The organism is Butyricicoccus sp. AM27-36 (assembly GCF_003480945.1).
Lineage (GTDB): Bacteria > Bacillota > Clostridia > Oscillospirales > Butyricicoccaceae > Agathobaculum > Agathobaculum butyriciproducens.
In genome coordinates this window covers 563,546-586,934 of record NZ_QUJR01000001.1, presented here as the reverse complement: position 1 = coordinate 586,934, position 23,389 = coordinate 563,546, and the positions used below count along the sequence as shown (strand labels likewise).

Genomic DNA, 23,389 nt, shown 5'->3' with positions numbered 1-23,389 from the left:
AATAGTGTTCAGCCGTCCGTGCGCTGCACGGACGGTTTTTCTCTGCCCGAAAGGTCGAAATACAGCGGTTCAGACACGCCGTGCAGATATACAGTCAAGCCCTCCCCCGTTGCGGTGATATGATCGAGCAGTGCGCTGTAAACCGTTTCACTGTACAGCTTTTTTCGTAAAATTGTACAGAATCGCTGTCTTTCGGTGCGTGTGAGATCAGGTATCGCGCGCAAGGTCTGCCGCAATACCATCTCCATGTCGATTGGCAAATCCTGTACAATTTGCTTCATGCAGTCCAGCAAAATCCGATTTCCAACTGCCGGAGCCGCACACGCTGCCACGCCGTGCTGCACCCGTTTTCCGCACACCCATCGCAGACCGCCGTCCGCCTGTGCACCCCTGCGCGGCACAAGCCGACTGCCGCACAGTCCGCAGACCACTTTTCCGGAGCACCAGTACCGTGCGGAGGGTCGGCTGCCGGCTTTGCGGGTTGCCTGCCGACGTTCGAGTTCCCGTCGGACAGCTTCGAACATCGAGCGCGGTACAATCGCCTCGTGATGATCCCGCAGGTAGACCTGCGGCGACTGCCCTTCATTTTTCACCTTGCGGTGATCAAGGAAATCCGGCGTGCAGCTTTTGCGCTGCAGAAGATCGCCGCAGTATTTCTCGTTTCGGAGCAGCCGCAGCACCATCGTAGACGACCACGATTTTCCTTTTCCGCTTGGCGGCGGAATGCCATCGGCGGTCAGCTCCCGTGCAATCATGCAGGTGCCCTTGCCGTCCAGCAGAAACCAACGGTATACCTTACGAATGATTACCGCCTGTTCAGGTTTTACCGTCAGTTCCCCGTTTTTCAAGGTAAATCCGTATATATTATTGCATCCGAACACCACACCGCGCTCCATCGAGCGCTGCTGCCCCCACTTGACGCGCTCAGAGATTTTGCGGCTCTCCTCCTGCGCCACGCTTGCCATTATGGTAAGCCGAAATTCACCGTCATTCTGGCGGGTGTCGATATGATCTCCAATGAATACAATACCGACTCCTTGACGGCGCAGCAGCCTCGTGTACGCGAGCGTGTCAACCGTATTTCGGGCAAAGCGTGAAACCTCTTTGGTTAAAATCAGGTCAATTTTCTCTTCTGCTGCCGCTGCCAGCATGCGCCGAAAGGCAGGCCGGTCGGACGAGGTGCCGGACAGACCCTCGTCCGCATAAACCTCCACAAGCTCCCAGTCCGGCTGGCGGCTGATGTACTCCGAAAAATATCGCCGCTGATTCTCCAGCGAGTTTCTCTGGTCCTCCTGCGAGGTGGAAACGCGGCAATAGGCGGCCACGCGCAGCATGTCAGCGGCCTGCACACAGCAGCTCGAGCACCAGCTCCAGACGCTCGGGCGGCAGCATACCTTCCGCGTGCAAAGCGCGGAGCAGACCCTCGATCATGCCGCGCGAAACAGCAGCCTGCTCCTGTTCGGTCAGTTTCATGGCTATCCCTCCTTCGCTTGCAGTCTATGCGAAGGCAAACCCGTTTATGCGCCAAACCGCTAACGCCTTCCCTACCTGCGAGGGAGCACTTCAGCTCGCGATGGAGCAAACTGCGTTCACGCTGCAAAATGCACGCTGTCTGGTGATTGGTGCCGGACGGATCGGCATGCTTCTTGCACGCAAGCTGTACGCTCTCGATGCACAGGTTACGGTCTCCGCACGCTGTACGCGCGATTTTGCACGCATCGCCGCCGCAGGACTGCACGCACTGGATACACGCAGGCTCGCCGGTCATCTTGCCGGTTTTGACCTGATTTTCAACACCGTACCCGCCCCGATCCTGACAACCGAGGTACTGTCCGACATGAAACCGCCCTGCTTCATCATTGATCTTGCATCTCTGCCGGGCGGTGTTGCCGCCGATACCCTGCTTCCGGATGGCTGTCGCGTGCTGCACGCACTGTCTCTTCCGGGCAAGGTAGCACCGCTCAGCGCTGCACGCGCGGTATTCGATACCGCGGACACCATTCTGCACGAGGAGGGCATCTTATGAGCAAACTCCGCATTGGCTTTGTACTGACCGGTTCGTTCTGTACCTTTGCCAAGGTCATGCCGGTTATACAAGCACTCATCGAGCGCGGCGACACGGTCACGCCGATTCTGTCCGACAGCGCCGGCACACTCGACACCCGCTTTGGCACAGCCGCGCACTGGCGTCAGGAGCTGACCGCACTCACCGGCGTCTCCCCTATCGACAGCATTGTTTCCGCCGAGCCGATTGGACCGAAGGCGCTGTTTGATATACTGATCGTTGCGCCGTGCACGGGCAATACACTCGCCAGACTGGCGCACGGTCTGACGGACACGCCCGCGACCATGGCGGTCAAAAGCCATCTGCGCGGAGAACGTCCGGTCGTGCTGGCGGTCTCCACCAATGACGGTCTGTCCGGCAGCGCCGCAAATCTCGGCACGCTGCTGAATCGCCGGCATTACTATTTCGTGCCGCTCCGGCAGGATGCGCCGCACAGCAAGCCGCGCTCGCTTGTCGCAGATATGACGCTGATTCCCGCTGCCATTGACGCAGCCATGAACGGCAGACAGCTTCAGCCCATCCTGCTTGCACCCAGCGTATAAAAAAAACGCAAAGCTGACACTGAATCGTGACAAGTAATTATTGTGCCGCAAAGAACGGTGTGACCGTGAAAGTCACGCCGTTTTTTCTATGATCCCGGGCTCTGCCGATACGGAGATTGCCACTTCGTCCATGAAATTGAATCAGTTTACTTTTGATAAACAGCAAAAATCAACCGCCCCTTCCTTTCGGAAATGGGCGGTTGTCTTTGCGTTTGTGCTCCTTGCACACCTGAATCCGCCGACTATCCGTAATACGGCTGCATTCGTTCCTTATCACGGTTAAGCCAGCATTCTGCAGGACTTTTCTTATGATTCTTTGCCTTCCGGCTCCTTGCCGGTGGCAAATGTGATCGCACGGCTGCAGTTGGTAATCTGCACATTGTGCAATGCGCCGCCGAACTCGCCGTCCAGTGTCCACGTCACCTCGTCATCGGACGAAAAACTGATTTTTGACGTGCGGAAGTACGCGAAGCGGTTAGATTCGACATTATGCGTCAGCAGGTCATTCGCCAGCCACTGCAGCTCCATCGGATTCTCGACCGGGTAAATGAGCAGCACCTCGTACAGTCCGTCATCCAGCGCCACGCCATCCGGCCGGATGGTCTTGAAGCCGCCGACCGACACCGTGTTTGTCACCATACCGTAGATGAAATCGTCCTCTATCTGCGTTTCCGCGCTGTTCACGCGGATGTGGTAGGTTTTGATGTTGGTCAGCGCCTTAATGCCCTCGATAATATACGCAGCACGCCCGAAAATGTTCTTGGTCTGCTGCGGTGTCTCGTAAGAGACCTCGGTAAACGCGCCGAACGCCGCAACATAGTTAAAATAGCGATCGTTGAAGCGGCCGATGTCCAGCGCCTGCAGCGTATCGCCTGCCGCAATAACCGCCGCCTCAGCGGGCACCTTGGAAATGCCCAGACTGAACGCGAAGTCGTTTGTCGTACCGGCAGGCACATAACCGAGAACCGGACGGGTCTCCGCCTGCATAAGACCGGTAATCACCTCGTTCAGCGTACCGTCACCGCCTGCACACACAATGCGATCGAACTCGCCCGCACGCTCCCGTGCAACACGCGTTGCATCCTGCGCACCCTGCGTGATATAAATCGTCACATCATATCCTGCCTGTTGAAATGCGGTCACACAGTCGATGATCTTTCCGCTCATTGCACCGCGTCCCGCATGCGGATTGAGTATCCACAGCATTCTCTTCATGTTTCATCACCTTCCGGTTTTGTTCATAAATAAAATGTAGTATCGACGCAGCCGCGCCGCATCGCTATTCTCAATCCATCAATCATTCACTCTTTTATCCCAAGTATACTATCTATATACTAACTATATTATTATATATCTCAGGAGAGCAAATTGCAAACAGCATTTGCATAAGCCACCGGATCATCCACCGGCATACCCTCGATGAGCAGCGCCTGCGTATACAGGATATCCGCATAGGTGCTTACCTTATCCGAGCCTTCCGCCTGCAGCGCACACAGCTTCTTAAAGATCGGGTGCTCGGCATTCAGCTCCAGAACACGCTCGGCGTGTACGCTCTGACCGCCGTTGACAGCAGCCTGCTGGTTGAGCACCTTCTCCATCTCGAGCGTTACCGGGCCTTCGGCACGCAGGCAGCACGGATGGCTCTTGAGGCGGCTGGTCAGCTCGACCTTCTTAACCTTGCCCTCGAGCACCTTGCCGAGTGCTTCGAGGACATCCTTGTTGTCCTCACTCAGCTTTTTGATCTCTTCCTTCTCGTCCTCGCTGTCCAGACCGAGGTCTGCATCCGCGATGGACTTGAATTCCTTATCGTTGTACTTAGCGAGCATCTTGACGCAGAACTCATCAATGCTGTCATCCATACACAGCACCTCGTAGCCCTTGTCGGACAGCGTTTCCATAACCGGCAGCAGCTTGATCTTGTCGATGGTCTCGCCGCAAGCATAGTAGATATACTTCTGGTCTTCCTTCATGCGGGAAGCGTACTCCGCGAGCGATACCAGCTTGTCCTCCGTGGAGGAATGGTACATCAGCAGATCCTGCAGCAGCTCCTTGTGCGCGCCGTACTCAACATAAGCGCCGTACTTGATCTGACGGCCGAACGCTGCCCAGAACTTCTCATAATCCTCGCGCTTGTCCTTCTGCATCTTGAGCAGCTCGCTCTTAATTTTCTTCTCAAGGCTCTGCGCGATGGCCTTCAAATGGCGGTCATGCTGCAGCATCTCACGAGAGATGTTGAGCGACAGGTCTGCCGTATCAACCATGCCGTGTACAAAGCTGAAATGATCGGGCAGCAGATCCGCGCACTTGTCCATGATGAGCACGCCGTTGGAATACAGCTGCAGGCCCTTCTCATAGTCCTTGGTGTAGTAGTCCATCGGTGCGTGAGACGGGATGAACAGCATTGCCGTGTACGTTACCGCACCTTCCACGCTGGAATGGATGTGGCACAGCGGCGGCTGATAATCGTAGAACTTCTGCGTATAGAAGCTGTTGTAATCCTCGTCCTTCAGTTCCTTCTTGGACTTCTTCCAGATCGGGACCATGGAATTGAGGGTCTCATTCTCGGTGTACTCCTCCCACTCCGGCTTGTAGTCATCGCCTGCATCTGCCGGCTTCTCCTTCATGCGGGAGCGCGTCATATCCATCTTGATTGGGTAGCGAATGTAATCGGAATACTTCTTTACCAGACCCTGAATGCGGTACGGCTCGAGGAATTCATCGTAATTCTCGTTCTCCGTATTATCCTTGATGGTCAGCACGATCTTCGTGCCGTTTTCTGCCTTTTCGCACGGCGCAACCGTGTAGCCGTCTGCACCGTCGGACTCCCAGCGGTTGGCCTCATCGCTGCCTGCCGCACGGGATACGACCTCAACATGCTTTGCGACCATAAATGCCGCATAGAAGCCAACGCCGAACTGACCGATGATGTCGATGTCGTCCTGCTTTTCGTTTTCGTTCTTGAACGCCAGCGAACCGGAATGCGCGATCGTACCGAGGTTGTTCTCCATTTCCTCGGCAGTCATGCCGCAGCCGTGGTCCTCGATGATAAAGCGGCGGTTTGCCTTGTCGAGCGTCAGCTCAATCGGCAGGCTGTCGCGGGTGATACCGGTCTTGCCTTCCTTCATTGCATTATAGTAGAGCTTATCCGTTGCGTCGGATGCGTTGGAGATCAGCTCACGCAGAAAGATTTCCTTGTGCGTATAAATGGAGTTGATCATCAAATCGAGCAGGCGCTTGGATTCTGCCTTAAACTGCTTGGTTGCCATGATTACATACACCTCTGTGTTTGTTGTTTGGTATTAGCACTCTCAATCGTCGAGTGCCAACATTGATATAATAAGCCTATTGCGCAAAAAAATCAAGTAGGGTTTGTAAAATTCATGGTTTGTTCAAAATCGAAATTGAGAATTGGATATGCCCGAACCATGCAGGCGGTTCACCCTATTCGGACGGAGAATTTTTACGTGAACCACGGCGGGGAGTGCCGCTGCGCGCGGCAGGCGCACAAGAGGGTAGACAACCTGCGGTTTTCCACCCTCTTGTGAATCTCCCCTTTTCCCTTAGAGGGCACGGCGGTAACGGTAGAGAGGAGACCGCTGCGAAAAAAAGAGTACGGCAGAGGATTTTTCGTTCCGCGTTGTATCCGCCTATTCGTAGTGTCGGATACCGTACTGCTACATCCAATTTGGGTCTACGCAGGCGCGGCATAACAGTGCCGCGCAACACGATTACGGGTGCATATCGCCTATATCCGTAGGATTTGGATAATCTGCACAGGCAAAACATTTGCGCGGCACGGGTATGCCGCGCCTGCGTGGAGTAAGCCGCCTGTGTAGCAGTACGGTATCTGGCACTGCGAATAGGTAGAGGAATGGACGCGCAATGCGCGCCCCTACGGAACGGTAACCCGACTGCCGTACTCCTTTTCGGAGCGGTCTCTTCTCTACCATTACCGCCGTACTATCAAACAAAGGAAAGGTAGGAGTTCAAAGAGGAAGGGAAACCATGGGTGTCCCTTCTTTTTTGTCCCCGCGGCGGACGCCGCACGTTCCTCACCGCCGCAACGGCGGAATCCTCGCCCGGAAATGGCGAACCACCTTCGCAGTTCGGGCACACCGGAAAACCCGTGCCTGCGACCAGTGCAGCCCGGATAGGACGAACTGTCTGCGCGATAGGACGCTCCCTATCCATTCTCAATTTTGACACACCCCCTTTCCTATGCTATACTAAAGGTAAGAAAACAATTTTGGAGTGATAGCATGGTACATCTTGGCAACGATTGGGACGAGATCCTTGCCGGTGAGTTTGAGCAGGATTATTACAAGCGCATTCGCTACTGGCTGAAAAAGGAATACGCCGAGCAGACCATCTATCCGGCGGCAGAGAACATCTTTAATGCTCTGCGGTACACGCCGTATTCCAAGGTCAAGGCCGTCATTCTCGGGCAGGACCCATATCACGGTCCCGGACAGGCGCACGGACTTTGCTTTTCGGTTCAGCCGGGTGTTCAGCCGCCTCCGAGCCTGCAGAACATCTTCAAGGAGCTGCAGAGTGATCTTGGCATTGTGCCTCCCAAGGACGGCACGCTCACCAAGTGGGCGGAGCGCGGTGTGCTCATGCTGAACACGACTCTGACCGTACGCCGCGGGCAGGCGAACAGCCACAAAAACCTCGGCTGGACAACCTTCACCGACCATATCATTGAAAAGCTGAACGAGCATGAGCAGCCGATCGTCTTTCTGCTCTGGGGCGGCAATGCCCGCAGCAAAAAGAAGCTCATCACCGCACCGCAGCACCTTGTGCTCGAAAGCGTGCATCCCTCTCCTCTGTCGGCGTACAATGGCTTTTTCGGCTGCAAGCACTTCTCCAAATGCAATGCGTTTCTCGAAGCGCACGGCATCGACCCCATCGACTGGGATCTCAATCATTAAATCGTGAGCTTCCGCACCATTTTCCGGGTGCGGAAGTTTTTTTGACTTTTTTCAAAATTCCTATTGACAAACAGGAGTTTCGGTTGTATATTTAATTCATACAAAACACATATGATTAAAGTGAATTAAGGAGAGTGATCTCTATGATGATCCGGCGAATGTGTCGATGTTGCATCGACTGAGTTTTCCCATCATTCCTTATTAACATCACATTCTAATTTTTCTTAATTTTGAAAGGCGGTTTATCCCATGTCTGATATTAAAAAGAGCTTCTCCGATCTGATCGGCAACACCCCGCTGTATGCGGCTGAAAAGTTTGCAGCTAAGGCTGGCGCTAATGCACAGGTTCTCGCAAAGCTGGAGTACTTTAATCCGGCCGGTTCCGTTAAGGATCGTATCGCAAACGCTATGATCAACGAGGCTGAGAAGTCCGGCGCACTCAAGCCGGGCGCAACCATTATCGAGCCGACCTCCGGCAACACCGGTATCGGTCTGGCAGCAGTTGCAGCCTCTCGCGGCTACCGCATCATCCTCACCATGCCGGAAACCATGAGCGTTGAACGCCGCAACATGCTGAAGGCATACGGCGCTGAGCTGGTTCTGACCGAAGGCACGAAGGGCATGTCCGGTGCGATTGCAAAGGCAAACGAGCTGGCTAAGGAGACCCCGAACAGCTTCATCCCCGGTCAGTTCGTAAACCCAGCAAACCCGGCTGCACACTACGCAACCACCGGCCCCGAGATCTGGGAGCAGTCCGGTCACAAGGTTGACATCTTCGTTGCAGGCGTAGGCACCGGCGGCACCGTAACCGGCACCGGCAAGTACCTGAAGGATCAGGACCCGAATGTCAAGGTAGTAGCTGTTGAGCCGGATACCTCCCCGGTACTGTCCACCGGCAAGGGCGGCCCGCATAAGATCCAGGGTATCGGCGCCGGCTTCGTTCCGGATGTACTCGACACCAAGGTTTACGACGAAGTTATTCGTGTAGCGAACGAGGACGCATTTGAAACCTCTCGCCAGTTTGCTCACAGTGAAGGTCTGTTCGTAGGTATTTCCTCCGGTGCTGCTCTGTGGGCTGCTGTTGAGCTGTCCAAGCGTCCGGAAAACGCCGGCAAGGTTATCGTAGCTCTGCTGCCTGATACCGGCGACCGTTACCTGTCCACCCCGCTGGTTTCTGAGTAATTTTAATTCTCAAATCCTGCAATTCTCTCCAAAAATCCATTCATCTCCAAATGTATAAAAAAGACACCTCTGCATAGCGGAGGTGTCTTTTTAATTGAAAATGGAGAATGAACGTAACGTTTCTCCAGTTTTCGCCCACGCATTTAACAACGAAAAACCACCCTGCGAAAGCAGGGTGGTTGCAGTCTGTCAAAAAAGTATTATTTTAATTTTTACGCTTCGTGCGGCAGCACGCATAAAATAGAATTTGCGAAGCAAATTCATAAATTCCGGGAGCATGGTCCAGACCACCCTCTCTTGCCGCTATGCGGCAATTCACCTTGTGTATCTCGGAATTTATACAAGGGAAGAAAAAATGTGTCCGCAGGACGCGGTTTTTCTTCGAGATTCGCTCGAAAGCGTGGTTTCGAGCGAGAGGCTGTTCGGAAAACGAAGTTTTTCGACAGCCTCACCACCCTGCGAAAGCAGGGTGGCTTCGTTATATCCTGGAATAATAAATTGCAGTAACCGTGCCGTCCTCGATGGAGGGATAGCAATGCCGGTAGGTACTGCCGGTGCTTGTCGGCGCATTCAGCTGATGGTACGGCTGGCTGACATCGATAGCTACGCAATCGGCGGCCGCCGGAATGCTCACTGTACCCTCACCGTCTGCGAAGGTGAACACGCCGTTCGTGTACGTTACCGTGCGGTCGATCGCGCGTTTGCCGCTCAGCGAAACGTAGGTAACACCGCCGACTCGTCGGAAATCCGTATACCCCATCAGACCAGTATACGTCACCGAAGGATCATAGTTCTCGATCACAACATCGCAGTAATTCTGCGTGCCGATACACAGGTTGACCAAATCGCCGCGGCTCTGATACACAGCGCCGCTGCCCTGCACGGTCAAATGCGTTGCCCGATAGAGCATCACCGCCATCTCCGCACGCGTTACCTTGGAAAGCGGATTGATCTTTCCTTTCGAGCCGCCGATCACCTTAGCACCGACCAGTGCACTGACGGAAGGCTTCGCGTAATTGGAAATCCTGCTCGCATCCGAGAAGCTGCTCACCGAACCGGTGCCCAGTTTGAGCGCCGTGCGGTCAATCGTGCGTTTGAGGAACACCATTGCGTCCTGACGGGTCATGCTCTGCTGCGGCTGAAACTCACCGGTCGCGGTGCCCGCCGCTATGCCGAAGGCTTTCGCCGCGATAACCGCCTTGCTGTAATAGGCGCTGCTCGGCACATCGACAAACGAGCCGTTCGAATTGACCTGACCGTTGTCGAGCGCTTCACTCATGCCATAGGCGCGGTCGAGCATAACAATGAAGTCCGCTCGGGTAATGGCGTTGCCCGGATAAAACAGATGGGTTCCGCCGCCCTTGATCACGCCTGCAACGGCAAGCGTATCAACCTCGCTGGAAGCCCACGCGTACTCTCCTGCTGTATCATAAAAGTAAACCGAGTGTTCAGGAAGATACGCATACGTCTCCGTGGTGTTCGCGCTCAGTGCATAGGCTGCCGTGATCGCGCTTACGACCACCGCAACCGCCAGCACCGCAACGGTCACCAGCTTTCGCGTTCTTTTCATAATATTCTCCTTGCCCAGTGGTTATGATAGATAGGGTATATTCCCCACCTATGTAAACTTGCTTCAAAATTATAGCACACCGTTCCCCACTTGACAAGTTAAAATATGACTAAATTTGTTGTAACCATTCTGTAATTTTAACCTTTTTATACAAGAAAAGCGCGGTTTTCCAGCAAACCGCGCTTTCAAAGTCCATTTTTCGTCTATCACTGCTGTTCTGCGCGGTACCATCGCCAGCTCAGCACAGTCGGGATAATCGTTGCCGCCGCCGTTGGCGCAAGCACCAGCACAAACTTTGCAATCTCGTTCGGAACGAACGAACCTGCCGCACCAATAATACCCGCCGCAAACATCATGCGGCCTGCAGCACGATGCGTTTTCGCCCAGACAGTTTCGCTCGACAGCGTCCATGGCGTTTTGAGTCCGCAGTACCAGTTCATGCGAAACTTCGGCATAATGTTGCCGAGGCACATCACCAGCAGGCTGACGAGCAGACATACGACTGTCGGCACATCGACCGTACCCGGACGCAGTGCTTCCGCAATACAGATGCCGCACATTGCGGTCAGGAACAGGTCGATCATAATCTGGAACCCGATATAGGCATCGGAAAATTTGTCGTAGTTCTTGCTTTTCGGGTCAAACCGCGGCAGAAAGTAGAACAGAACCGCAAACAGCGGTGCCATACCCGCCACGATCCACAAATGCCATCTGGTTTCGTAACTCACATGACCGACAAGATCCCACTGCATGGGAATTTCTGCGGGCAGCCTGCTGTAAAACGCCGCTGTCATTGCCGCCGGCAGCAGCGACAGCACCCACGCCGTCACCTGCAGTCTACTGATTTTTTTCATTCCTGCCATCTCCTTTCAAGGCGCTGATCCATTCGAGAATCTCATCCACGACCGACATATTCAGCTCATAATAAATGTACTTGCCCTGCTTGTCATCCAGCACCAGACCCGCATCCCGCAGGACGGACAGGTGATGCGAAATGGTTGCGCCCGACACCTCGAAGTGCGCCGCAATATCGCCCGCCGCCATCGGTCCGCGCCGCAGCAGCGACAGAATTTCGCGCCGCACCGGATCGCTGAGCGCCTTAAAGCTCTGCTGAAACCCCATTACTGTCCCCTCTTTCGTGCGGCAAACCACGTTTTGCGCCCGCAGACCGGACAATACAGCTGCCAGTCATTTCCCACATGCGTGCGGAAAACCAGCCGCTTCCACGGCAGATTCTGCTTCGTGCCGCAGGATTTGCAAATCAAATCGTACTTCGCAAGCGCTTTTGCCTGCCAGATTACCAGTATTGCCGCTAAAATCAGCGCAATCGCGCAAATCAGAATGGTAATGTCCATTCCGTTCACCATCCTTCTCGCTATCCTGTTAATTAGATGGCCATCTAATTGTTTTCAGTATACCACAGTTTCTGCATTTGTCAACACATTTCGATAAATATCTAAATGATGCAAAAAGAAAAACCGCAAGTTTAACTTGCGGTTTCGATGTTCTATACCAGAACTTACGCCATACCGTTGAGCTTGGTAGTCATCTTGCTCTTCTTGTTGGACGCATTGTTCTTGTGCAGGAGGTGCTTGGCAGCCGCCTGATCGACAGCCTTGACAGCGGTCGTGTAAGCAGCAGTTGCTTCAGCCTTATCGCCGCCAGCAATCGCAGCATCAAACTTCTTCAGAGTGGTCTTGAGCTCGCTCTTAGCCATCTGGTTGTTCAGCGCCTTTACGGAGTTAACCTTAACGCGCTTCTTTGCAGACTTAATATTGGGCATTCTGAAAACACCTCCTTCGTTTTCTATTCAACAGTGATATTATTCTATCATCTTCTCACAAAAAAAGCAAGTGTTTTTTTCATTTTCTGCATAAAAACTTTTTCCTCGAAAAAACTATCCTTATAAGGAGGAATTGTGCATGGCTTTCCGCACCGATCTGGCCGTTGAGGCGATTGAAAACCATAAGTCAGCCGCTGCCCTGCCGCATGTCCGGCAGTCCGACCGCACGCTTGAGGGCTTCGCCATACACGAAGTACGCATTCTCTCAGAGGATGCCGCCCGCGAGATCGGCAAGCCGCAGGGACGCTATCTCACACTTGAGTTGGATGCACTCATCCGCCGTGAGGAGGACGCGTTTCCGCGTGCCTGCAAGGCGCTCAGCACGCTGCTGCGCGAACTGCTGCCGCGTCCGAATGATGGTCCGGTGCTCATCGCCGGACTGGGCAACCGCATGATAACCCCCGATGCCATCGGTCCGCAGACCGCCGACCATGTCATTGCCACGCGGCATCTGGTCGCGCAGTCACCCGCTATTTTCGCGGACTGGCGGCCCGTTTCCGCACTGGCTCCGGGTGTGCTCGGACAGACCGGCGTCGAGACCGGCGAGGTCATCTGCGGTGTGCTCGACCGTGTGCGCCCTGCCGCTGTCATCGCCGTGGATGCGCTTGCCGCCGGTCGGCTGTCGCGGCTGCTGCGTACGGTTCAGCTGGCAGATACCGGCATTACACCGGGGGCCGGCGTGGGAAACGCCCGCGCAGCGCTCAACGAGGAAACACTCGGCGTGCCGGTTATCGCCGTTGGTGTGCCGACCGTGGTGGACGGCGCAACGCTCGCACATGAGATCAGCAGTCAGCTTGGGCAGCCTGATTGTGAAGCGCTGGACGACCTTTCTCAGCCGGTGATGATCACCACACGCGACATTGACCGCGAGGTTGCCGACATCTCCCGCATGATCGGCTATGCGGTCAACATGGCGCTGCATCCGCACCTCAGTGTTGCCGATATCGACCTGTACCTCTCGTGACAGGTTTCGGGCATACTCGCACGCTGTACGGCGTATGATAGATAGCATGAAACAGCAAGGAGGATGGCGCAATGAAGCGGCGTAAACATCAGAAATTCCGATCGAGAGGTGGCATCCGCCTGCCTGCCGTCATCACCCTCTGTCTGGCACTGTCGCTGCTGATTTTTTCCCGGGCAGGCGGCGAGCCGATCGCGCAAAAGGCACTGACCGGTCTGGCGCACAACAGCGGCTTTGTCACCCGCGCAATGGCGCTCGAATTCGGCGTTTCGCCGGATGATACCGCCGAGGTGTACACGCCGCGCACGGCTGCCGCAGCGCGGGATGAGCAGGCGGAGAATCCGCTTGCGGAGAGCACCTATGTGCCCTCGTCCGACACCGAGAACGACAATCCGGTGCTGTCGGCTGCTGACAAGGCCGCCACGGTCTCCATCAACAACGAGACCTCGTATGACGTGGATGCGGCAGACTGTCTCGCCGCAGACGAGCATCTTTCCGCAGACGGTGACGGACCGCAGGTGCTTATCTATCACACACATGGCAGCGAAAGCTACACGCCGGATGCCGCTTTTCCGTATACACCGACCGAGACCGAGCGCACGACCGATACCAATTATAATGTAGTGCGCGTCGGTGACGAGCTGCAGAAGGTGCTCGAGGGCAACGGCATTGAGGCCGTACATATCCGCGAAATTTTCGATTCGCCCGTGTACACCGGTGCGTATGACCGCTCACTTGCCGTGGTTGAGGACACGCTGGCAAACTATCCATCCATCACAACCGTCATTGACGTGCACCGCGACTCGATTCTGACCGATGACGGACGCGCCTACAAGACCTCATGCACGATTAACGGTGAGGAAACCGCACAGCTGATGCTCGTGGTCGGCACAGATGACGGCGGCCTGTATCACCCGGACTGGCAGGAGAACCTGAATCGTGCAGCATCGCTGCAGTACCGGCTCAACCGCACCTATCCGACACTCATGCGTCCGCTTAATCTGCGGACCCAGCGGTTCAATCAGCATGCAACACACAGCGCGTTTCTGGTGGAGGTAGGTTCGTCGGGCAATACGATGACAGAAGCGCTGAAAGGAATCAGATTATTTGGCGAGGTTCTTTCGGCCGAATTGACCACTTGACCGTAGGGCGGAATGAGGTCACCCCGCCCTACAAGATAACTTTCCGAATAATTTTTATCATAGTGCGCACCCTAACTTGGGGTGAAACTATGGAAACGATCACATTTACCGCCGATCTGGAACGGAACATCCGCATGATGCAGGAGCTGTTCCGGAACGACGATACGCTTATCATACGGCGTGCCATTGGTCAAAACGGACTGCGCTGTGCGCTGTTTTTCTTTGACGGCATGGTAAATTCCCTTGCCATCAACCAGAGCCTTGTGCGGCCTATCCTGCGCTGCGAGCAGGCGCGGCTTTCCGCCGATATGCTCGCCGCCACCGTGCTCCAGGCTGACGAATGCCGCGTGGAAACCGATATGAACAAGGTATTTGCCGCCTTTCTCTACGGCGATGCCATTGTGCTGACCGACGGCGATGCACGTCCGGTGCTCGTCAACACCAAGGGCTTCGACAAGCGCAGCACCGCCGAACCGGAAAACGAGCGCGTGCTTTCCGGCCCGCGAGAGGGCTTCACCGAGTGCTTTATGCCCAATCTGGCGCTCATCCGCCGCCGCGTGAACGACCCCCGGCTGAAATTCCGGTTTATGCGCGTCGGCAGCCGCACGAACACCAACGTGTGCCTGTGCTATATTGCCGGACTGTGTGAAAACAGTCTGGTTGAGCGTCTGGAAACGCGTCTGACCGCGCTCGATATCGACAGCGTGCTCGACTCCAACTATCTTGCCGAGCGCATACGCGACCATCGCTGGTCGCCGTTTCCGACACTCGGCACGACCGAACGGCCGGACGTTGCCGCTTCCCGTATGCTGGAGGGTCGGTGCGTCATTGTCGTGGACGGCAGTCCGGTAGCGCTCACAGCGCCGTTTCTGTTTCAGGAGTGCTTTCAGTCCAACGACGACTACTATATCAGCTTTCTGCAGGCAAATCTTTCGCGCATCCTGCGTGTCATCGGATTTGTATTCACGATCACGTTTCCCGCCATGTACGCCGCACTCATGCTCTATCACCGAGAATTAGTGCCCGCGCGGCTGCTGTTCGCTGTCTCTGCCGCACAGCGCGGCGTTCCCCTTCCCATCGGTTGGGAGATTCTCCTGATGCTGTTCGTGCTCGAGGCACTCAAGGAAGCCGGAGCGCGAACGCCCGGTGCCATGGGACAGACGATGAGCATTGTCGGCGGTCTGGTGCTCGGTGACGCAGCGGTTTCCGCGCGATTTGCCGCCGCACCGACCGTTATCGTAGTCGCTATCGCGGGTGTCACCGGTCTGATGGTGCCCAAGCTGCAGACTGCTGCCCTGTGGCTTCGCTTCGTGCTGCTCGCTGCTGCAGCCTCCTGGGGACTGTACGGCGTTGGTCTTGCACTCGGATTAACACTCGCAGCACTGTGCCGCATGCACTCGTGCTCGGTACCGTACCTGCTCAATCTGGTACCGCGCATCTCTGCCGAGCACGAAGACACCTGGCTTCGCTATCCATGGTTTTTCATGCGCTGCGACCGCTTTGCCGTCAAACGCCCGTCGAAGGAGGAACGCCCGTGAAGCTGCTCAGATTCCTGCCGCTGCTGCTGTTGCTGTGCGGCTGTGCGAGAGAGGTTTCGCCGGTGTCCGCACTTGCGCTCGACTGCGAAAACGGTGTATACTGCCTGACCGCCGAGGTTGTGCGGCAGGACTCGCCGGACGACACCGCCGCTCCGGCTTACCTGTCCGCTACCGGAACCGATGTGACGGACGCGCTGCGCAATCTGCGCAGTATCCTGCCGGGAGATCTGTATTTAAGCCATGCACAGGTGCTGCTTTTAAGTGAGGAAGCAGTTTCCGAGAGCATTCTTCCTCTGGCAGACTATCTTTGCCGCGAAAACGATGTGCGGCTCAGCCTGCGGGCAGCCGTCGTGCGGGACGGCTCTGCCGCCGAACTGCTGGAGAACGACAACGAGGTGTACGCGCTCAGCGAGCTGCTTGACCGCTCCGCGCAGGACGGTATTCTGCCGGATATGCCGCTGTACCGCGTTACCGATGTGCTGCACGCAGACGGCACGGCCATTCTTCCGGCCTTGCGCGTGGATGCGTTCGGACAGACGGCACCGGCAGGCACGGCAGTGTTCAAAAACGAACGGCTGAACTGCTTTTTAGACGGTGAGATCGGCGGTGGTGCCTATGCGTGAGCGGCTGTTTCCGCGGTGGTGTACGGCGCTGTTTGCCCTGCTGCCGATGAGTGAATTACTGTATCTTCCCGCCGACGGGCAGAGCGTGTACGCCGCTGCACTCGCGTGTACGGTCTGTGCACTGGCCGGTATCGGAGCGGCAAGGCTGTCCGACCGGGTTCGGCATTCAGCTCCTGCACAATGGGTGCTCGCCCTGACCTCGCTGTTTCCGCTGCTGGCGTCCATCGCCCGCATGAGCATTTTCCTGCAGAAGACCGTGTTCACCGGACGCTCATGCGGCAGCACAGTTGTGCTGCTGACAGTCTGTATCCTGCTCACGGCCTCAATGGGACTCAACCGCTGTGCCATGTGGGCACTGCCGATCGCGTGGCTTGCCGGTGCGGTACTCCTGCTCTCCGGCGTGCTGACACTCACGCAGCTTACGCCCGCGAACTTTTCCGCACCGACAACGGCATTGCTGCCGCAATTCCGGCATATTCTGTACTCCCTGCTGCCGGTATCGGTCGTACTGGCGTTATCTCTGCCGGAGGCCAGGCTGTCCGCAAGCGTGTCGCGCGGACTCAGCGCAGGCGGTGCATTGCTCGCACTCCTGCTGCTGCGCACAGTGCTGCTGCTTGGAGCAAACACTGCTGCCCTGCTCCCCTATCCGGCGTTCACCGCCGCCGGACTGGCTGCCATCGGTAATTTTGCCCGACATGGTGAGGTATTCTTCGCAGCGCCGCTCCTCCTGTGTGAAATCGGCCGATGCGCAGCACTTGTCTGCGTGCTGCTGTATCCGTTCACACGCACCTGCGGCGTTTTGCACCTGCGCCGACCGCAATAGGACTTGTTTTCCTCTCTCCGTTCTGCTATAATGCAAACAGCAGAGCAAAGGAGATTACGGCATGAATATACAGATTTTCGGCAAAAATAAGTGTTTTGACACCAAAAAGGCGCAGCGCTGGTTCAAAGAACGCGGCATTAAATTCCAGATGATCGACCTTGCGCAAAAGGGCATGTCCAAGGGTGAACTGGACAGCGTGCTGAAGGCTGTCGGCGGACTGGACAACCTGCTCGACCAGAAAAGCAAGAGTTATGCGTCGCTTGCCTACCTCGCCTACGACGAGGACAAGAAGGAAAAGCTGCTCGAGGACGGCACGCTGATGAAAACGCCAATTGTCCGCAACGGCCGTCAGGCAACTGTCGGCTACCAGCCCGATGTTTGGGAGCAGTGGGAATAACTTCTCCAAAGCCGTTCTATGCCTCAGAACGGCTTTTTCCGTGTCCGTTGTCCGCTTTAGCGCCTTGTATAAAATATTTTTAGGAAAATGCTGTCATTTCGCAAAATATACCCTCTTTCTGTATCTGCTGTCTGATAAACTATGTTCGATAATAAGAAGCGGCATTGATTTACGCTTCTGATTTCATGCGAAAGTGAGGGAGAGCTCATGAAGAGAAAAGGCAAGCGTTTTCTTGTTCTGCTGACCACCGCCAGCCTGAGTCTGAATATGCTCGGCATCAGCGCTTTTGCAGCAGGAGATTCTCCGGAGACGGACGCTGCTTTCGTTTCAGAGATCTCAAAGAACGAGACTGATTTATCTGTAAACCGTCCGGATTCCGATGTTCCGGAGGTTTCCTATGAGCCGATCATTATCGACATTCCCGATGGACCGATTCCGGCCGGTGAAACCTTGGATAACGAGGTTTCGGCTACTGATATTGCAGAGAACGATATCCCAACGGCTGACAGCTTCAAGGAGCACCTGTCCGGCGGCTCATCCAAGCTGTGGATAACCGTAGGGGTTGTCTCCGGTGCAGGCGTGATTTTCACTACCATGTGCCAGAAAGGCAGCGAGAATCGGTAAAAACCATAAACGCCCGCTCATTTTTGAGCGGGCGTCAGTCTGTCAAAAAAGTATTATTTTAATTTTTACGCTTCGTGCGGCAGCACGCATAAAATAGAAGTTGCGGAGCAAATTCATAAAAAGTCGGGGCGTGTACCTGACTTTTTATACAAGGGAAGAAAAAATGTGCCCGCAGGGCGCGGTTTTTCTTCAGTATTCGCTCGAAAGCGTGGTTTCGAGCGAGAGGCTGCTCGAAAAACGAAGTTTTTCGACAGTCTCACGCCCGCTCATTTTTGAGCGGGCGTCTTTTCGTCTCACTGGCATAGCATAAAAAACAGCTCAGACATTGCTGAGCTGTTTTTATGCGCTTTATGCAGTTAATTCTTGAGACTCTGAATCGGAGCCGGAATACGACCTCCACGGTTAATGAACTTCGCGGGAGAACCGGTCTTGATCGGCATGATCGGAGCCGAGCCAAGCAGGCCGCCGAACTCGACCATATCGCCGACTCCCTTGCCGATGGCCGGGATAACACGGACAGCGGTGGTCTTGGTGTTGACAACGCCGATTGCGATCTCGTCCGCGATCAGGCCGGAGATGACCTCGGCGGTGGTGTCACCCGGAACAGCAACCATGTCGATACCAACCGAGCATACCGCAGTCATTGCTTCGAGCTTCTCAAGGGTCAGTGCGCCTGCCTGAGCCGCCGCAATCATGCCCTCGTCCTCAGAAACCGGAATGAATGCGCCGGACAGACCGCCGACACTCGAGGATGCCATAACGCCGCCCTTCTTAACGGCATCGTTCAGCATCGCGAGGATTGCGGTCGTGCCGCAGCCGCCGCAGACCTCCAGACCAACTTCCTCGAGGATACGCGCAACCGAGTCACCGATCGCCGGCGTCGGTGCGAGAGACAGGTCAACGATGCCGAACGGCACACCCAAGCGCTGGCTTGCCAGTGCGCCGACCAGCTGGCCCATACGGGTGATCTTGAACGCAGTTTTCTTGATCACGTCGGCAACCTCACCGATGGAGCAGTCGCCTGCACGGCGGATTGCGGACTGCACAACGCCCGGACCGGAAACGCCAACGTTGATAACGGTCTCCGGCTCACCGATGCCGTGGAACGCACCGGCCATGAACGGGTTATCGTCTACCGCGTTGGCAAAAACAACCAGCTTGGAGCAGCCCATGGAATCGTTGTCCTTGGTCAGTTCTGCGGTCTGCTTGATGATGCGGCCCATCAGACCGATGGCATCCAGATTGACGCCTGCCTTGGTGGACGCAACGTTGACCGACGAGCAGACCAGATTGGTCTCCGCCATTGCCTCCGGAATGGAGTTGATCAGGATTTCATCGCCCTTGGCGAAGCCCTTCTGCACCAGAGCCGAGAAGCCGCCGACAAAGTTAACGCCGGTGGTCGCAGCGGCACGGTCAAGCGCCTTGGCCAGCGGTACATAACTGTTCGCCGAGGAGGTCGCACCGACCATGGCGATCGGCGTTACCGAAATACGCTTGTTGATGATCGGGATGCCAAGCTCGCGCTCAATCTGCTCGCCGGTGGCAACCAGCTTTTCCGCACGGCGCGTTACCTTGTCGTATACCTTGTCCGCCAGCACATTGATGTCGTCCGCCGCAAGGTCGCGCAGCGAAATGCCCATCGTGATGGTACGAATGTCGAGGTGCTCCTCCTCGATCATCTTAATGGTTTCCAGAATATCTTTCGTGTTGATCATAGACATTTAACTAAACCTCCTGAAAAATTGAGAGTTGAGAATCGGTTACCTGCTCTCGATTCTGTCAATTTGTCAGATTTTGTGCATTGCGTCAAAGATGTCCTCATGCATGGTGTGAATCTTCATGCCGAGCTCCTCACCATCCTTGTCAAGCAGGTCGATGAGCGTGTTGAAGTCTACGGTGCACTTATCAATGTTTACCAGCATGACCATTGCAAATACATCGTCCATTACATTCTGAGAAATGTCGATGATGTTGACCTGATGCTCATAGAGCGTGTTCGAGATCTTGGCGATGATACCGGTACGATCCTTGCCTGTTACTGTGATTACTGCGCGCATGTTGATTCCTCCATTTTTGCGTATATGTTAATTTATCACAAACAAATGAATAATGGAAAATTGAGAATCCGTCGTTCTCAATTATTCTCCGGCTTCCACCACAGCATTGATAATGCTGTTGGAAACCAGAAAGCCCTGTTCGGTGAGATACCACCGTGTACCCTCGTGAGCGGCAAGGCCGTGCTTTTCCAGCATGCGGAATACCTGCTCGTAAGGAGCCGCACTGACATGGTATCGGTTTTCGAGATCGTGCATATCCGCACCGTCCGAGGTCCGCAGACGCACCAACAGGTATTCGCCCTGCCGCTGGAAGTCCGAGACCTCCTCCTCGTCCTGCGGGATGCTCTCACCGCTGATATAAGCCCTGATATCCCGGGCAAACGCGAACCGGCGGCCATTCAGGAAGGAATGGGCGCCCGGTCCCAGTCCGAGATAGTCGGAAAGATCCCAGTATTTGAAATTATGCCGGGAACGAAAACCCGGTTTTGCAAAATTTGATATTTCATAGTGCTCGAAGCCGTTCCTGCTGAGCAGCCTGCACATGGCAAGATAGGTATCTGCCTGCGTGTCATCATCCGGCAGAACCGGATTTTCACGTCCCATCGGTGTTGCAGGCTCCAGTTTGAGTCCGTAGCACGACAAATGCTGCGGGTTCAGCGTCAAACACTGTGTCACCGAGTCGAGAAACTGCGCCTGCGTCTGGTTCGGCAGGCCGTACATCAAATCAAGGCTGATGTTGAAGAAGCCGCTCTGCCGCGCGAGTTCTACGGCTGCCTGCGCCTGTGCAAAGTCGTGAATACGGCCGATGCGTTTGAGCTCGGTGTCGTGCGCCGCCTGCACGCCAAACGAAAGCCGGTTAACGCCATGCTCGTGCATGGCCTCCAGCACCGCTTGATCCGTGCTCTCCGGATTACATTCCACCGTGATTTCAGCGTTTTCCGCGATCGCAAAGCATGCCCCGACCGCCTGTAAAATCCTGCTGAGATAGTCTGCGCCAAGGCAGGTCGGCGTGCCGCCGCCAATATACACGGTATCGACCATGTAACCGGAACAGCGTTCGCCGTACGCCTTTATATCACGAATCAGCGCCGCCGTGTAATCGGCTTTGAGTGACGCATCCGTGATCGAATAAAAATCGCAGTACGCGCACTTTTTCACGCAGAACGGGATGTGCAGGTAGAGGCCGAGCAGCTTGCCGCCTGTTGCAGCGTTAGTTTTCCTCATCGAGTTTAAGCACAGCCATAAAAGCCTCGGTCGGCAGCTGAACCGTGCCGAGCGCACGCATCTTCTTCTTGCCTTCCTTCTGCTTTTCGAGCAGCTTTTTCTTACGCGTGATATCGCCGCCGTAGCACTTGGCCAGTACGTCCTTGCGGAGCGCCTTGACCGTCTCGCGGGCGATAACCTTGCCGCCGATGGCTGCCTGGATCGGTACCTCGAACAGCTGGCGCGGGATATTCTCCTTCAGCTTTTCGCAGATACGGCGGGCACGGCCGTAGGCCTTGTCGCGGTGCGCGATAAAGGACAGCGCGTCCACCTGATCGCCGTTGAGCAGCATATCGACCTTAACGAGATCGCTCTTGCGGTAGTCGATAAATTCATAGTCGAGCGACGCATAACCCTTGGTACGAGCCTTGAGCGCGTCGAAAAAGTCATAAATGATCTCACCGGTCGGCATTTCATAGTGCAGCTCGACCAGATTGGAGTCCAGATACTGCATATCCTTGAAGATGCCGCGTCGGTCCTGACACATCGGCATGATATTGCCGACGAACTCCTGCGGCGTCATGATGGATGCCTTAACATACGGCTCGCGGGCCTCCTCGATGACATCCGGACTCGGATAGTCGTGCGGATTGTCGCAGCGCTGCACGGTGCCGTCAGTCTTGCTGACCTCGTAGATAACACTCGGCAGGGTGGTAACAAGATCGAGGTCAAACTCACGTTCGAGACGCTCCTGAATGATCTCCATGTGCAGCATACCGAGGAAGCCGCAGCGGAAACCGAAGCCGAGTGCGACCGAGCTTTCCGGCTCAAACGACAGTGCCGCGTCATTCAGCTGCAGTTTTTCAAGTGCGTCACGCAGATCGGGATACTTGGAGCCGTCCTCGGTGTAAATGCCGCAGAATACCATCGGACGTGCCGGACGATAGCCGGGCAGCGCCTCCGGCGTCGGATTTTCCACACCGGTAACGGTATCACCCACGCGGGTGTCGGACACCTTTTTAATAGAGGCGGTAAAGTAGCCAACCTCACCCGCACACAGCTCCTGCTGCGGAGACAGACCAAGCGGCAGCATGTAGCCGCACTCAAGTACCTGAAATTCAGCACCGGTGGCCATCATTTTGACCTTCATGCCCGGGCAGATCTTACCGTCAAGCAGACGCATGTAAACGACAACGCCCTTGTATGGGTCGTACTGGCTGTCGAACACGAGTGCACGCAGCGGCGCATCTGCATCGCCCTCCGGCGACGGAATATCAGTGACGATACGCTCGAGCACCTCATGAATATTGATATTCATTTTTGCGGAAATTTCGGGCGAATCCTCTGCCGGAATGCCGATGATATCCTCGATCTCCTTCTTGACACGCGGCGCGTCTGCCGCCGGCAGGTCGATCTTGTTGATGACCGGCACGACCTCCAGACCGGCGTCGATGGCAAGATAGGTGTTGCCGAGCGTCTGCGCCTCAATACCCTGTGCCGCATCAACGACCAGAAGCGCACCCTCACACGCCGCCAGAGAACGTGAAACCTCATAGTTGAAGTCCACATGACCCGGGGTGTCGATCAGGTTCATTTCGTAGGTCTTGCCGTTGTCCGCGGTGTATTCCATGCGGACAGCGCGCGCCTTGATGGTAATGCCGCGCTCACGCTCAAGCTCCATATTGTCGAGTAACTGCTCCTCCATTTCACGCACGGAAACGGCCTTGCACTGCTCCAGCAGACGGTCTGCCAGCGTAGATTTGCCGTGGTCAATATGTGCAATGATGGAGAAATTACGAATTTGCTCGCGATTTTTCACGTCGAAAGCTCCTTATCTGTAAACTGTAAACCTAATAAATATAGGCTCATTATAGCATATTTGGCGGGG

General features: G+C 55.4%; 24 protein-coding genes. 11 read left to right on the top strand and 13 right to left on the bottom strand.

Annotation, left to right across the window (positions count from 1 at the left end):
- Positions 1-8 precede the first annotated feature (8 nt).
- Both DW724_RS02875 and DW724_RS15530 read right to left on the bottom strand, forming a co-directional pair.
- Complete coding sequence (locus DW724_RS02875) at positions 9-1,334, bottom strand: recombinase family protein (protein ID WP_118760579.1); 1,326 nt, start codon at positions 1,332-1,334, stop codon at positions 9-11.
- Between the two features lies 1 nt (position 1,335).
- The gene (locus tag DW724_RS15530) at positions 1,336-1,473 is read right to left on the bottom strand and encodes a hypothetical protein (protein WP_158580195.1); all 138 of its coding nucleotides are present in this window, start codon (positions 1,471-1,473) and stop codon (positions 1,336-1,338) included.
- 100 nt (positions 1,474-1,573) lie between these two features.
- Between DW724_RS15530 and DW724_RS02870 the strand changes: the two genes are divergently transcribed.
- Together DW724_RS02870 and DW724_RS02865 are read left to right on the top strand one after the other, a co-directional pair.
- Positions 1,574-2,026, top strand: a complete 453-nt coding sequence (locus tag DW724_RS02870) for an NAD(P)-dependent oxidoreductase (RefSeq protein ID WP_158580194.1) — start codon at positions 1,574-1,576, stop codon at positions 2,024-2,026.
- Positions 2,023-2,607, top strand: a complete 585-nt coding sequence (locus DW724_RS02865; RefSeq protein ID WP_118760577.1) for a dipicolinate synthase subunit B — start codon at positions 2,023-2,025, stop codon at positions 2,605-2,607. Before DW724_RS02870 ends, DW724_RS02865 begins: the two co-directional genes overlap by 4 nt.
- A gap of 306 nt (positions 2,608-2,913) precedes the next feature.
- On the opposite strand, the gene DW724_RS02860 is transcribed toward DW724_RS02865, so the two are convergent.
- Positions 2,914-3,822, bottom strand: coding sequence for a diacylglycerol/lipid kinase family protein (locus DW724_RS02860; protein WP_118760576.1), 909 nt, complete (start codon positions 3,820-3,822; stop codon positions 2,914-2,916).
- Between the two features lie 140 nt (positions 3,823-3,962).
- Positions 3,963-5,873 (bottom strand): molecular chaperone HtpG, encoded by a 1,911-nt coding sequence (gene htpG / locus DW724_RS02855; protein WP_118760575.1) that lies wholly within the window; start codon positions 5,871-5,873, stop codon positions 3,963-3,965.
- Between the two features lie 993 nt (positions 5,874-6,866).
- Between htpG and ung the strand changes: the two genes are divergently transcribed.
- Both ung and cysK read left to right on the top strand, forming a co-directional pair.
- Positions 6,867-7,538 carry a uracil-DNA glycosylase gene (gene ung / locus DW724_RS02850; RefSeq protein WP_110436950.1) on the top strand — a complete coding sequence of 224 codons (672 nt, stop codon included), beginning with the start codon at positions 6,867-6,869 and terminating at the stop codon, positions 7,536-7,538.
- 249 nt (positions 7,539-7,787) lie between these two features.
- Positions 7,788-8,720, top strand: coding sequence for a cysteine synthase A (cysK, locus tag DW724_RS02845; RefSeq protein ID WP_110436951.1), 933 nt, complete (start codon positions 7,788-7,790; stop codon positions 8,718-8,720).
- A 478-nt stretch (positions 8,721-9,198) separates the two neighbouring features.
- Here cysK and DW724_RS02840 read toward each other — a convergent pair whose 3' ends face one another.
- The 5 genes from DW724_RS02840 to rpsT all read right to left on the bottom strand — a co-directional run bounded on the left by DW724_RS02840 (position 9,199) and on the right by rpsT (position 12,073).
- Positions 9,199-10,290 carry an S-layer homology domain-containing protein gene (locus DW724_RS02840; RefSeq protein ID WP_118760574.1) on the bottom strand — a complete coding sequence of 364 codons (1,092 nt, stop codon included), beginning with the start codon at positions 10,288-10,290 and terminating at the stop codon, positions 9,199-9,201.
- Between the two features lie 206 nt (positions 10,291-10,496).
- Positions 10,497-11,144, bottom strand: coding sequence for an SdpI family protein (locus tag DW724_RS02835; protein ID WP_158580193.1), 648 nt, complete (start codon positions 11,142-11,144; stop codon positions 10,497-10,499).
- A complete protein-coding gene (locus tag DW724_RS02830) occupies positions 11,128-11,412 on the bottom strand; it encodes an autorepressor SdpR family transcription factor (RefSeq protein WP_118358725.1) in 285 nt (94 codons plus the stop codon). The genes DW724_RS02835 and DW724_RS02830 overlap by 17 nt, the downstream gene beginning before the upstream one ends.
- Positions 11,412-11,645 (bottom strand): hypothetical protein, encoded by a 234-nt coding sequence (locus tag DW724_RS02825; RefSeq protein WP_118760572.1) that lies wholly within the window; start codon positions 11,643-11,645, stop codon positions 11,412-11,414. Before DW724_RS02825 ends, DW724_RS02830 begins: the two co-directional genes overlap by 1 nt.
- A gap of 164 nt (positions 11,646-11,809) precedes the next feature.
- A complete protein-coding gene (gene rpsT / locus DW724_RS02820) occupies positions 11,810-12,073 on the bottom strand; it encodes a 30S ribosomal protein S20 (RefSeq protein ID WP_110436956.1) in 264 nt (87 codons plus the stop codon).
- A gap of 139 nt (positions 12,074-12,212) precedes the next feature.
- Here rpsT and gpr point away from each other — a divergent pair, with 139 nt between their 5' ends.
- From gpr to DW724_RS02785, 7 genes are all read left to right on the top strand, one after another.
- Complete coding sequence (gene gpr, locus DW724_RS02815; protein ID WP_118760571.1) at positions 12,213-13,097, top strand: GPR endopeptidase; 885 nt, start codon at positions 12,213-12,215, stop codon at positions 13,095-13,097.
- 71 nt (positions 13,098-13,168) lie between these two features.
- On the top strand, positions 13,169-14,236 hold the full coding sequence (gene spoIIP / locus DW724_RS02810; protein ID WP_118760570.1) for a stage II sporulation protein P: 1,068 nt from the start codon (positions 13,169-13,171) through the stop codon (positions 14,234-14,236).
- An 89-nt stretch (positions 14,237-14,325) separates the two neighbouring features.
- A complete protein-coding gene (locus DW724_RS02805; protein ID WP_118760569.1) occupies positions 14,326-15,774 on the top strand; it encodes a spore germination protein in 1,449 nt (482 codons plus the stop codon).
- Positions 15,771-16,397 (top strand): Ger(x)C family spore germination protein, encoded by a 627-nt coding sequence (locus DW724_RS02800; RefSeq protein ID WP_118760568.1) that lies wholly within the window; start codon positions 15,771-15,773, stop codon positions 16,395-16,397. Before DW724_RS02805 ends, DW724_RS02800 begins: the two co-directional genes overlap by 4 nt.
- A complete protein-coding gene (locus DW724_RS02795; RefSeq protein ID WP_118760567.1) occupies positions 16,390-17,220 on the top strand; it encodes a hypothetical protein in 831 nt (276 codons plus the stop codon). Before DW724_RS02800 ends, DW724_RS02795 begins: the two co-directional genes overlap by 8 nt.
- A 61-nt stretch (positions 17,221-17,281) precedes the next feature.
- On the top strand, positions 17,282-17,617 hold the full coding sequence (locus DW724_RS02790; RefSeq protein ID WP_110436962.1) for an arsenate reductase family protein: 336 nt from the start codon (positions 17,282-17,284) through the stop codon (positions 17,615-17,617).
- A gap of 207 nt (positions 17,618-17,824) precedes the next feature.
- A complete protein-coding gene (locus DW724_RS02785; RefSeq protein WP_118760566.1) occupies positions 17,825-18,241 on the top strand; it encodes a hypothetical protein in 417 nt (138 codons plus the stop codon).
- Between the two features lie 356 nt (positions 18,242-18,597).
- On the opposite strand, the gene DW724_RS02780 is transcribed toward DW724_RS02785, so the two are convergent.
- The 4 genes from DW724_RS02780 to lepA form a co-directional block, all read right to left on the bottom strand.
- Positions 18,598-19,956: a PFL family protein gene (locus tag DW724_RS02780; protein WP_110437238.1), complete on the bottom strand. Its 1,359-nt coding sequence runs from the start codon at positions 19,954-19,956 to the stop codon at positions 18,598-18,600.
- A gap of 72 nt (positions 19,957-20,028) precedes the next feature.
- Positions 20,029-20,298, bottom strand: a complete 270-nt coding sequence (locus DW724_RS02775) for an ACT domain-containing protein (RefSeq protein ID WP_118285197.1) — start codon at positions 20,296-20,298, stop codon at positions 20,029-20,031.
- A gap of 81 nt (positions 20,299-20,379) precedes the next feature.
- Entirely contained in the window at positions 20,380-21,522 is a 1,143-nt protein-coding gene (gene hemW / locus DW724_RS02770; protein WP_118760565.1) for a radical SAM family heme chaperone HemW, read from the bottom strand.
- Positions 21,509-23,320, bottom strand: a complete 1,812-nt coding sequence (gene lepA, locus DW724_RS02765) for a translation elongation factor 4 (RefSeq protein ID WP_118760564.1) — start codon at positions 23,318-23,320, stop codon at positions 21,509-21,511. The genes hemW and lepA overlap by 14 nt, the downstream gene beginning before the upstream one ends.
- Positions 23,321-23,389: the final 69 nt, after the last annotated feature.

Bases quoted from the DNA above. Each gene is read 5' to 3' on its own strand.
- DW724_RS02875 (WP_118760579.1), bottom strand. From the start codon at position 1,334: ATGCTGCGCGTGGCCGCCTATTGCCGCGTTTCCACCTCGCAGGAGGAC.
- DW724_RS15530 (WP_158580195.1), bottom strand. From the start codon at position 1,473: ATGAAACTGACCGAACAGGAGCAGGCTGCTGTTTCGCGCGGCATGATC.
- DW724_RS02870 (WP_158580194.1), top strand. From the start codon at position 1,574: ATGGAGCAAACTGCGTTCACGCTGCAAAATGCACGCTGTCTGGTGATT.
- DW724_RS02865 (WP_118760577.1), top strand. From the start codon at position 2,023: ATGAGCAAACTCCGCATTGGCTTTGTACTGACCGGTTCGTTCTGTACC.
- DW724_RS02860 (WP_118760576.1), bottom strand. From the start codon at position 3,822: ATGAAGAGAATGCTGTGGATACTCAATCCGCATGCGGGACGCGGTGCA.
- htpG (WP_118760575.1), bottom strand. From the start codon at position 5,873: ATGGCAACCAAGCAGTTTAAGGCAGAATCCAAGCGCCTGCTCGATTTG.
- ung (WP_110436950.1), top strand. From the start codon at position 6,867: ATGGTACATCTTGGCAACGATTGGGACGAGATCCTTGCCGGTGAGTTT.
- cysK (WP_110436951.1), top strand. From the start codon at position 7,788: ATGTCTGATATTAAAAAGAGCTTCTCCGATCTGATCGGCAACACCCCG.
- DW724_RS02840 (WP_118760574.1), bottom strand. From the start codon at position 10,290: ATGAAAAGAACGCGAAAGCTGGTGACCGTTGCGGTGCTGGCGGTTGCG.
- DW724_RS02835 (WP_158580193.1), bottom strand. From the start codon at position 11,144: ATGAAAAAAATCAGTAGACTGCAGGTGACGGCGTGGGTGCTGTCGCTG.
- DW724_RS02830 (WP_118358725.1), bottom strand. From the start codon at position 11,412: ATGGGGTTTCAGCAGAGCTTTAAGGCGCTCAGCGATCCGGTGCGGCGC.
- DW724_RS02825 (WP_118760572.1), bottom strand. From the start codon at position 11,645: ATGGACATTACCATTCTGATTTGCGCGATTGCGCTGATTTTAGCGGCA.
- rpsT (WP_110436956.1), bottom strand. From the start codon at position 12,073: ATGCCCAATATTAAGTCTGCAAAGAAGCGCGTTAAGGTTAACTCCGTA.
- gpr (WP_118760571.1), top strand. From the start codon at position 12,213: ATGGCTTTCCGCACCGATCTGGCCGTTGAGGCGATTGAAAACCATAAG.
- spoIIP (WP_118760570.1), top strand. From the start codon at position 13,169: ATGAAGCGGCGTAAACATCAGAAATTCCGATCGAGAGGTGGCATCCGC.
- DW724_RS02805 (WP_118760569.1), top strand. From the start codon at position 14,326: ATGGAAACGATCACATTTACCGCCGATCTGGAACGGAACATCCGCATG.
- DW724_RS02795 (WP_118760567.1), top strand. From the start codon at position 16,390: ATGCGTGAGCGGCTGTTTCCGCGGTGGTGTACGGCGCTGTTTGCCCTG.
- DW724_RS02790 (WP_110436962.1), top strand. From the start codon at position 17,282: ATGAATATACAGATTTTCGGCAAAAATAAGTGTTTTGACACCAAAAAG.
- DW724_RS02785 (WP_118760566.1), top strand. From the start codon at position 17,825: ATGAAGAGAAAAGGCAAGCGTTTTCTTGTTCTGCTGACCACCGCCAGC.
- DW724_RS02780 (WP_110437238.1), bottom strand. From the start codon at position 19,956: ATGATCAACACGAAAGATATTCTGGAAACCATTAAGATGATCGAGGAG.
- DW724_RS02775 (WP_118285197.1), bottom strand. From the start codon at position 20,298: ATGCGCGCAGTAATCACAGTAACAGGCAAGGATCGTACCGGTATCATC.
- hemW (WP_118760565.1), bottom strand. From the start codon at position 21,522: ATGAGGAAAACTAACGCTGCAACAGGCGGCAAGCTGCTCGGCCTCTAC.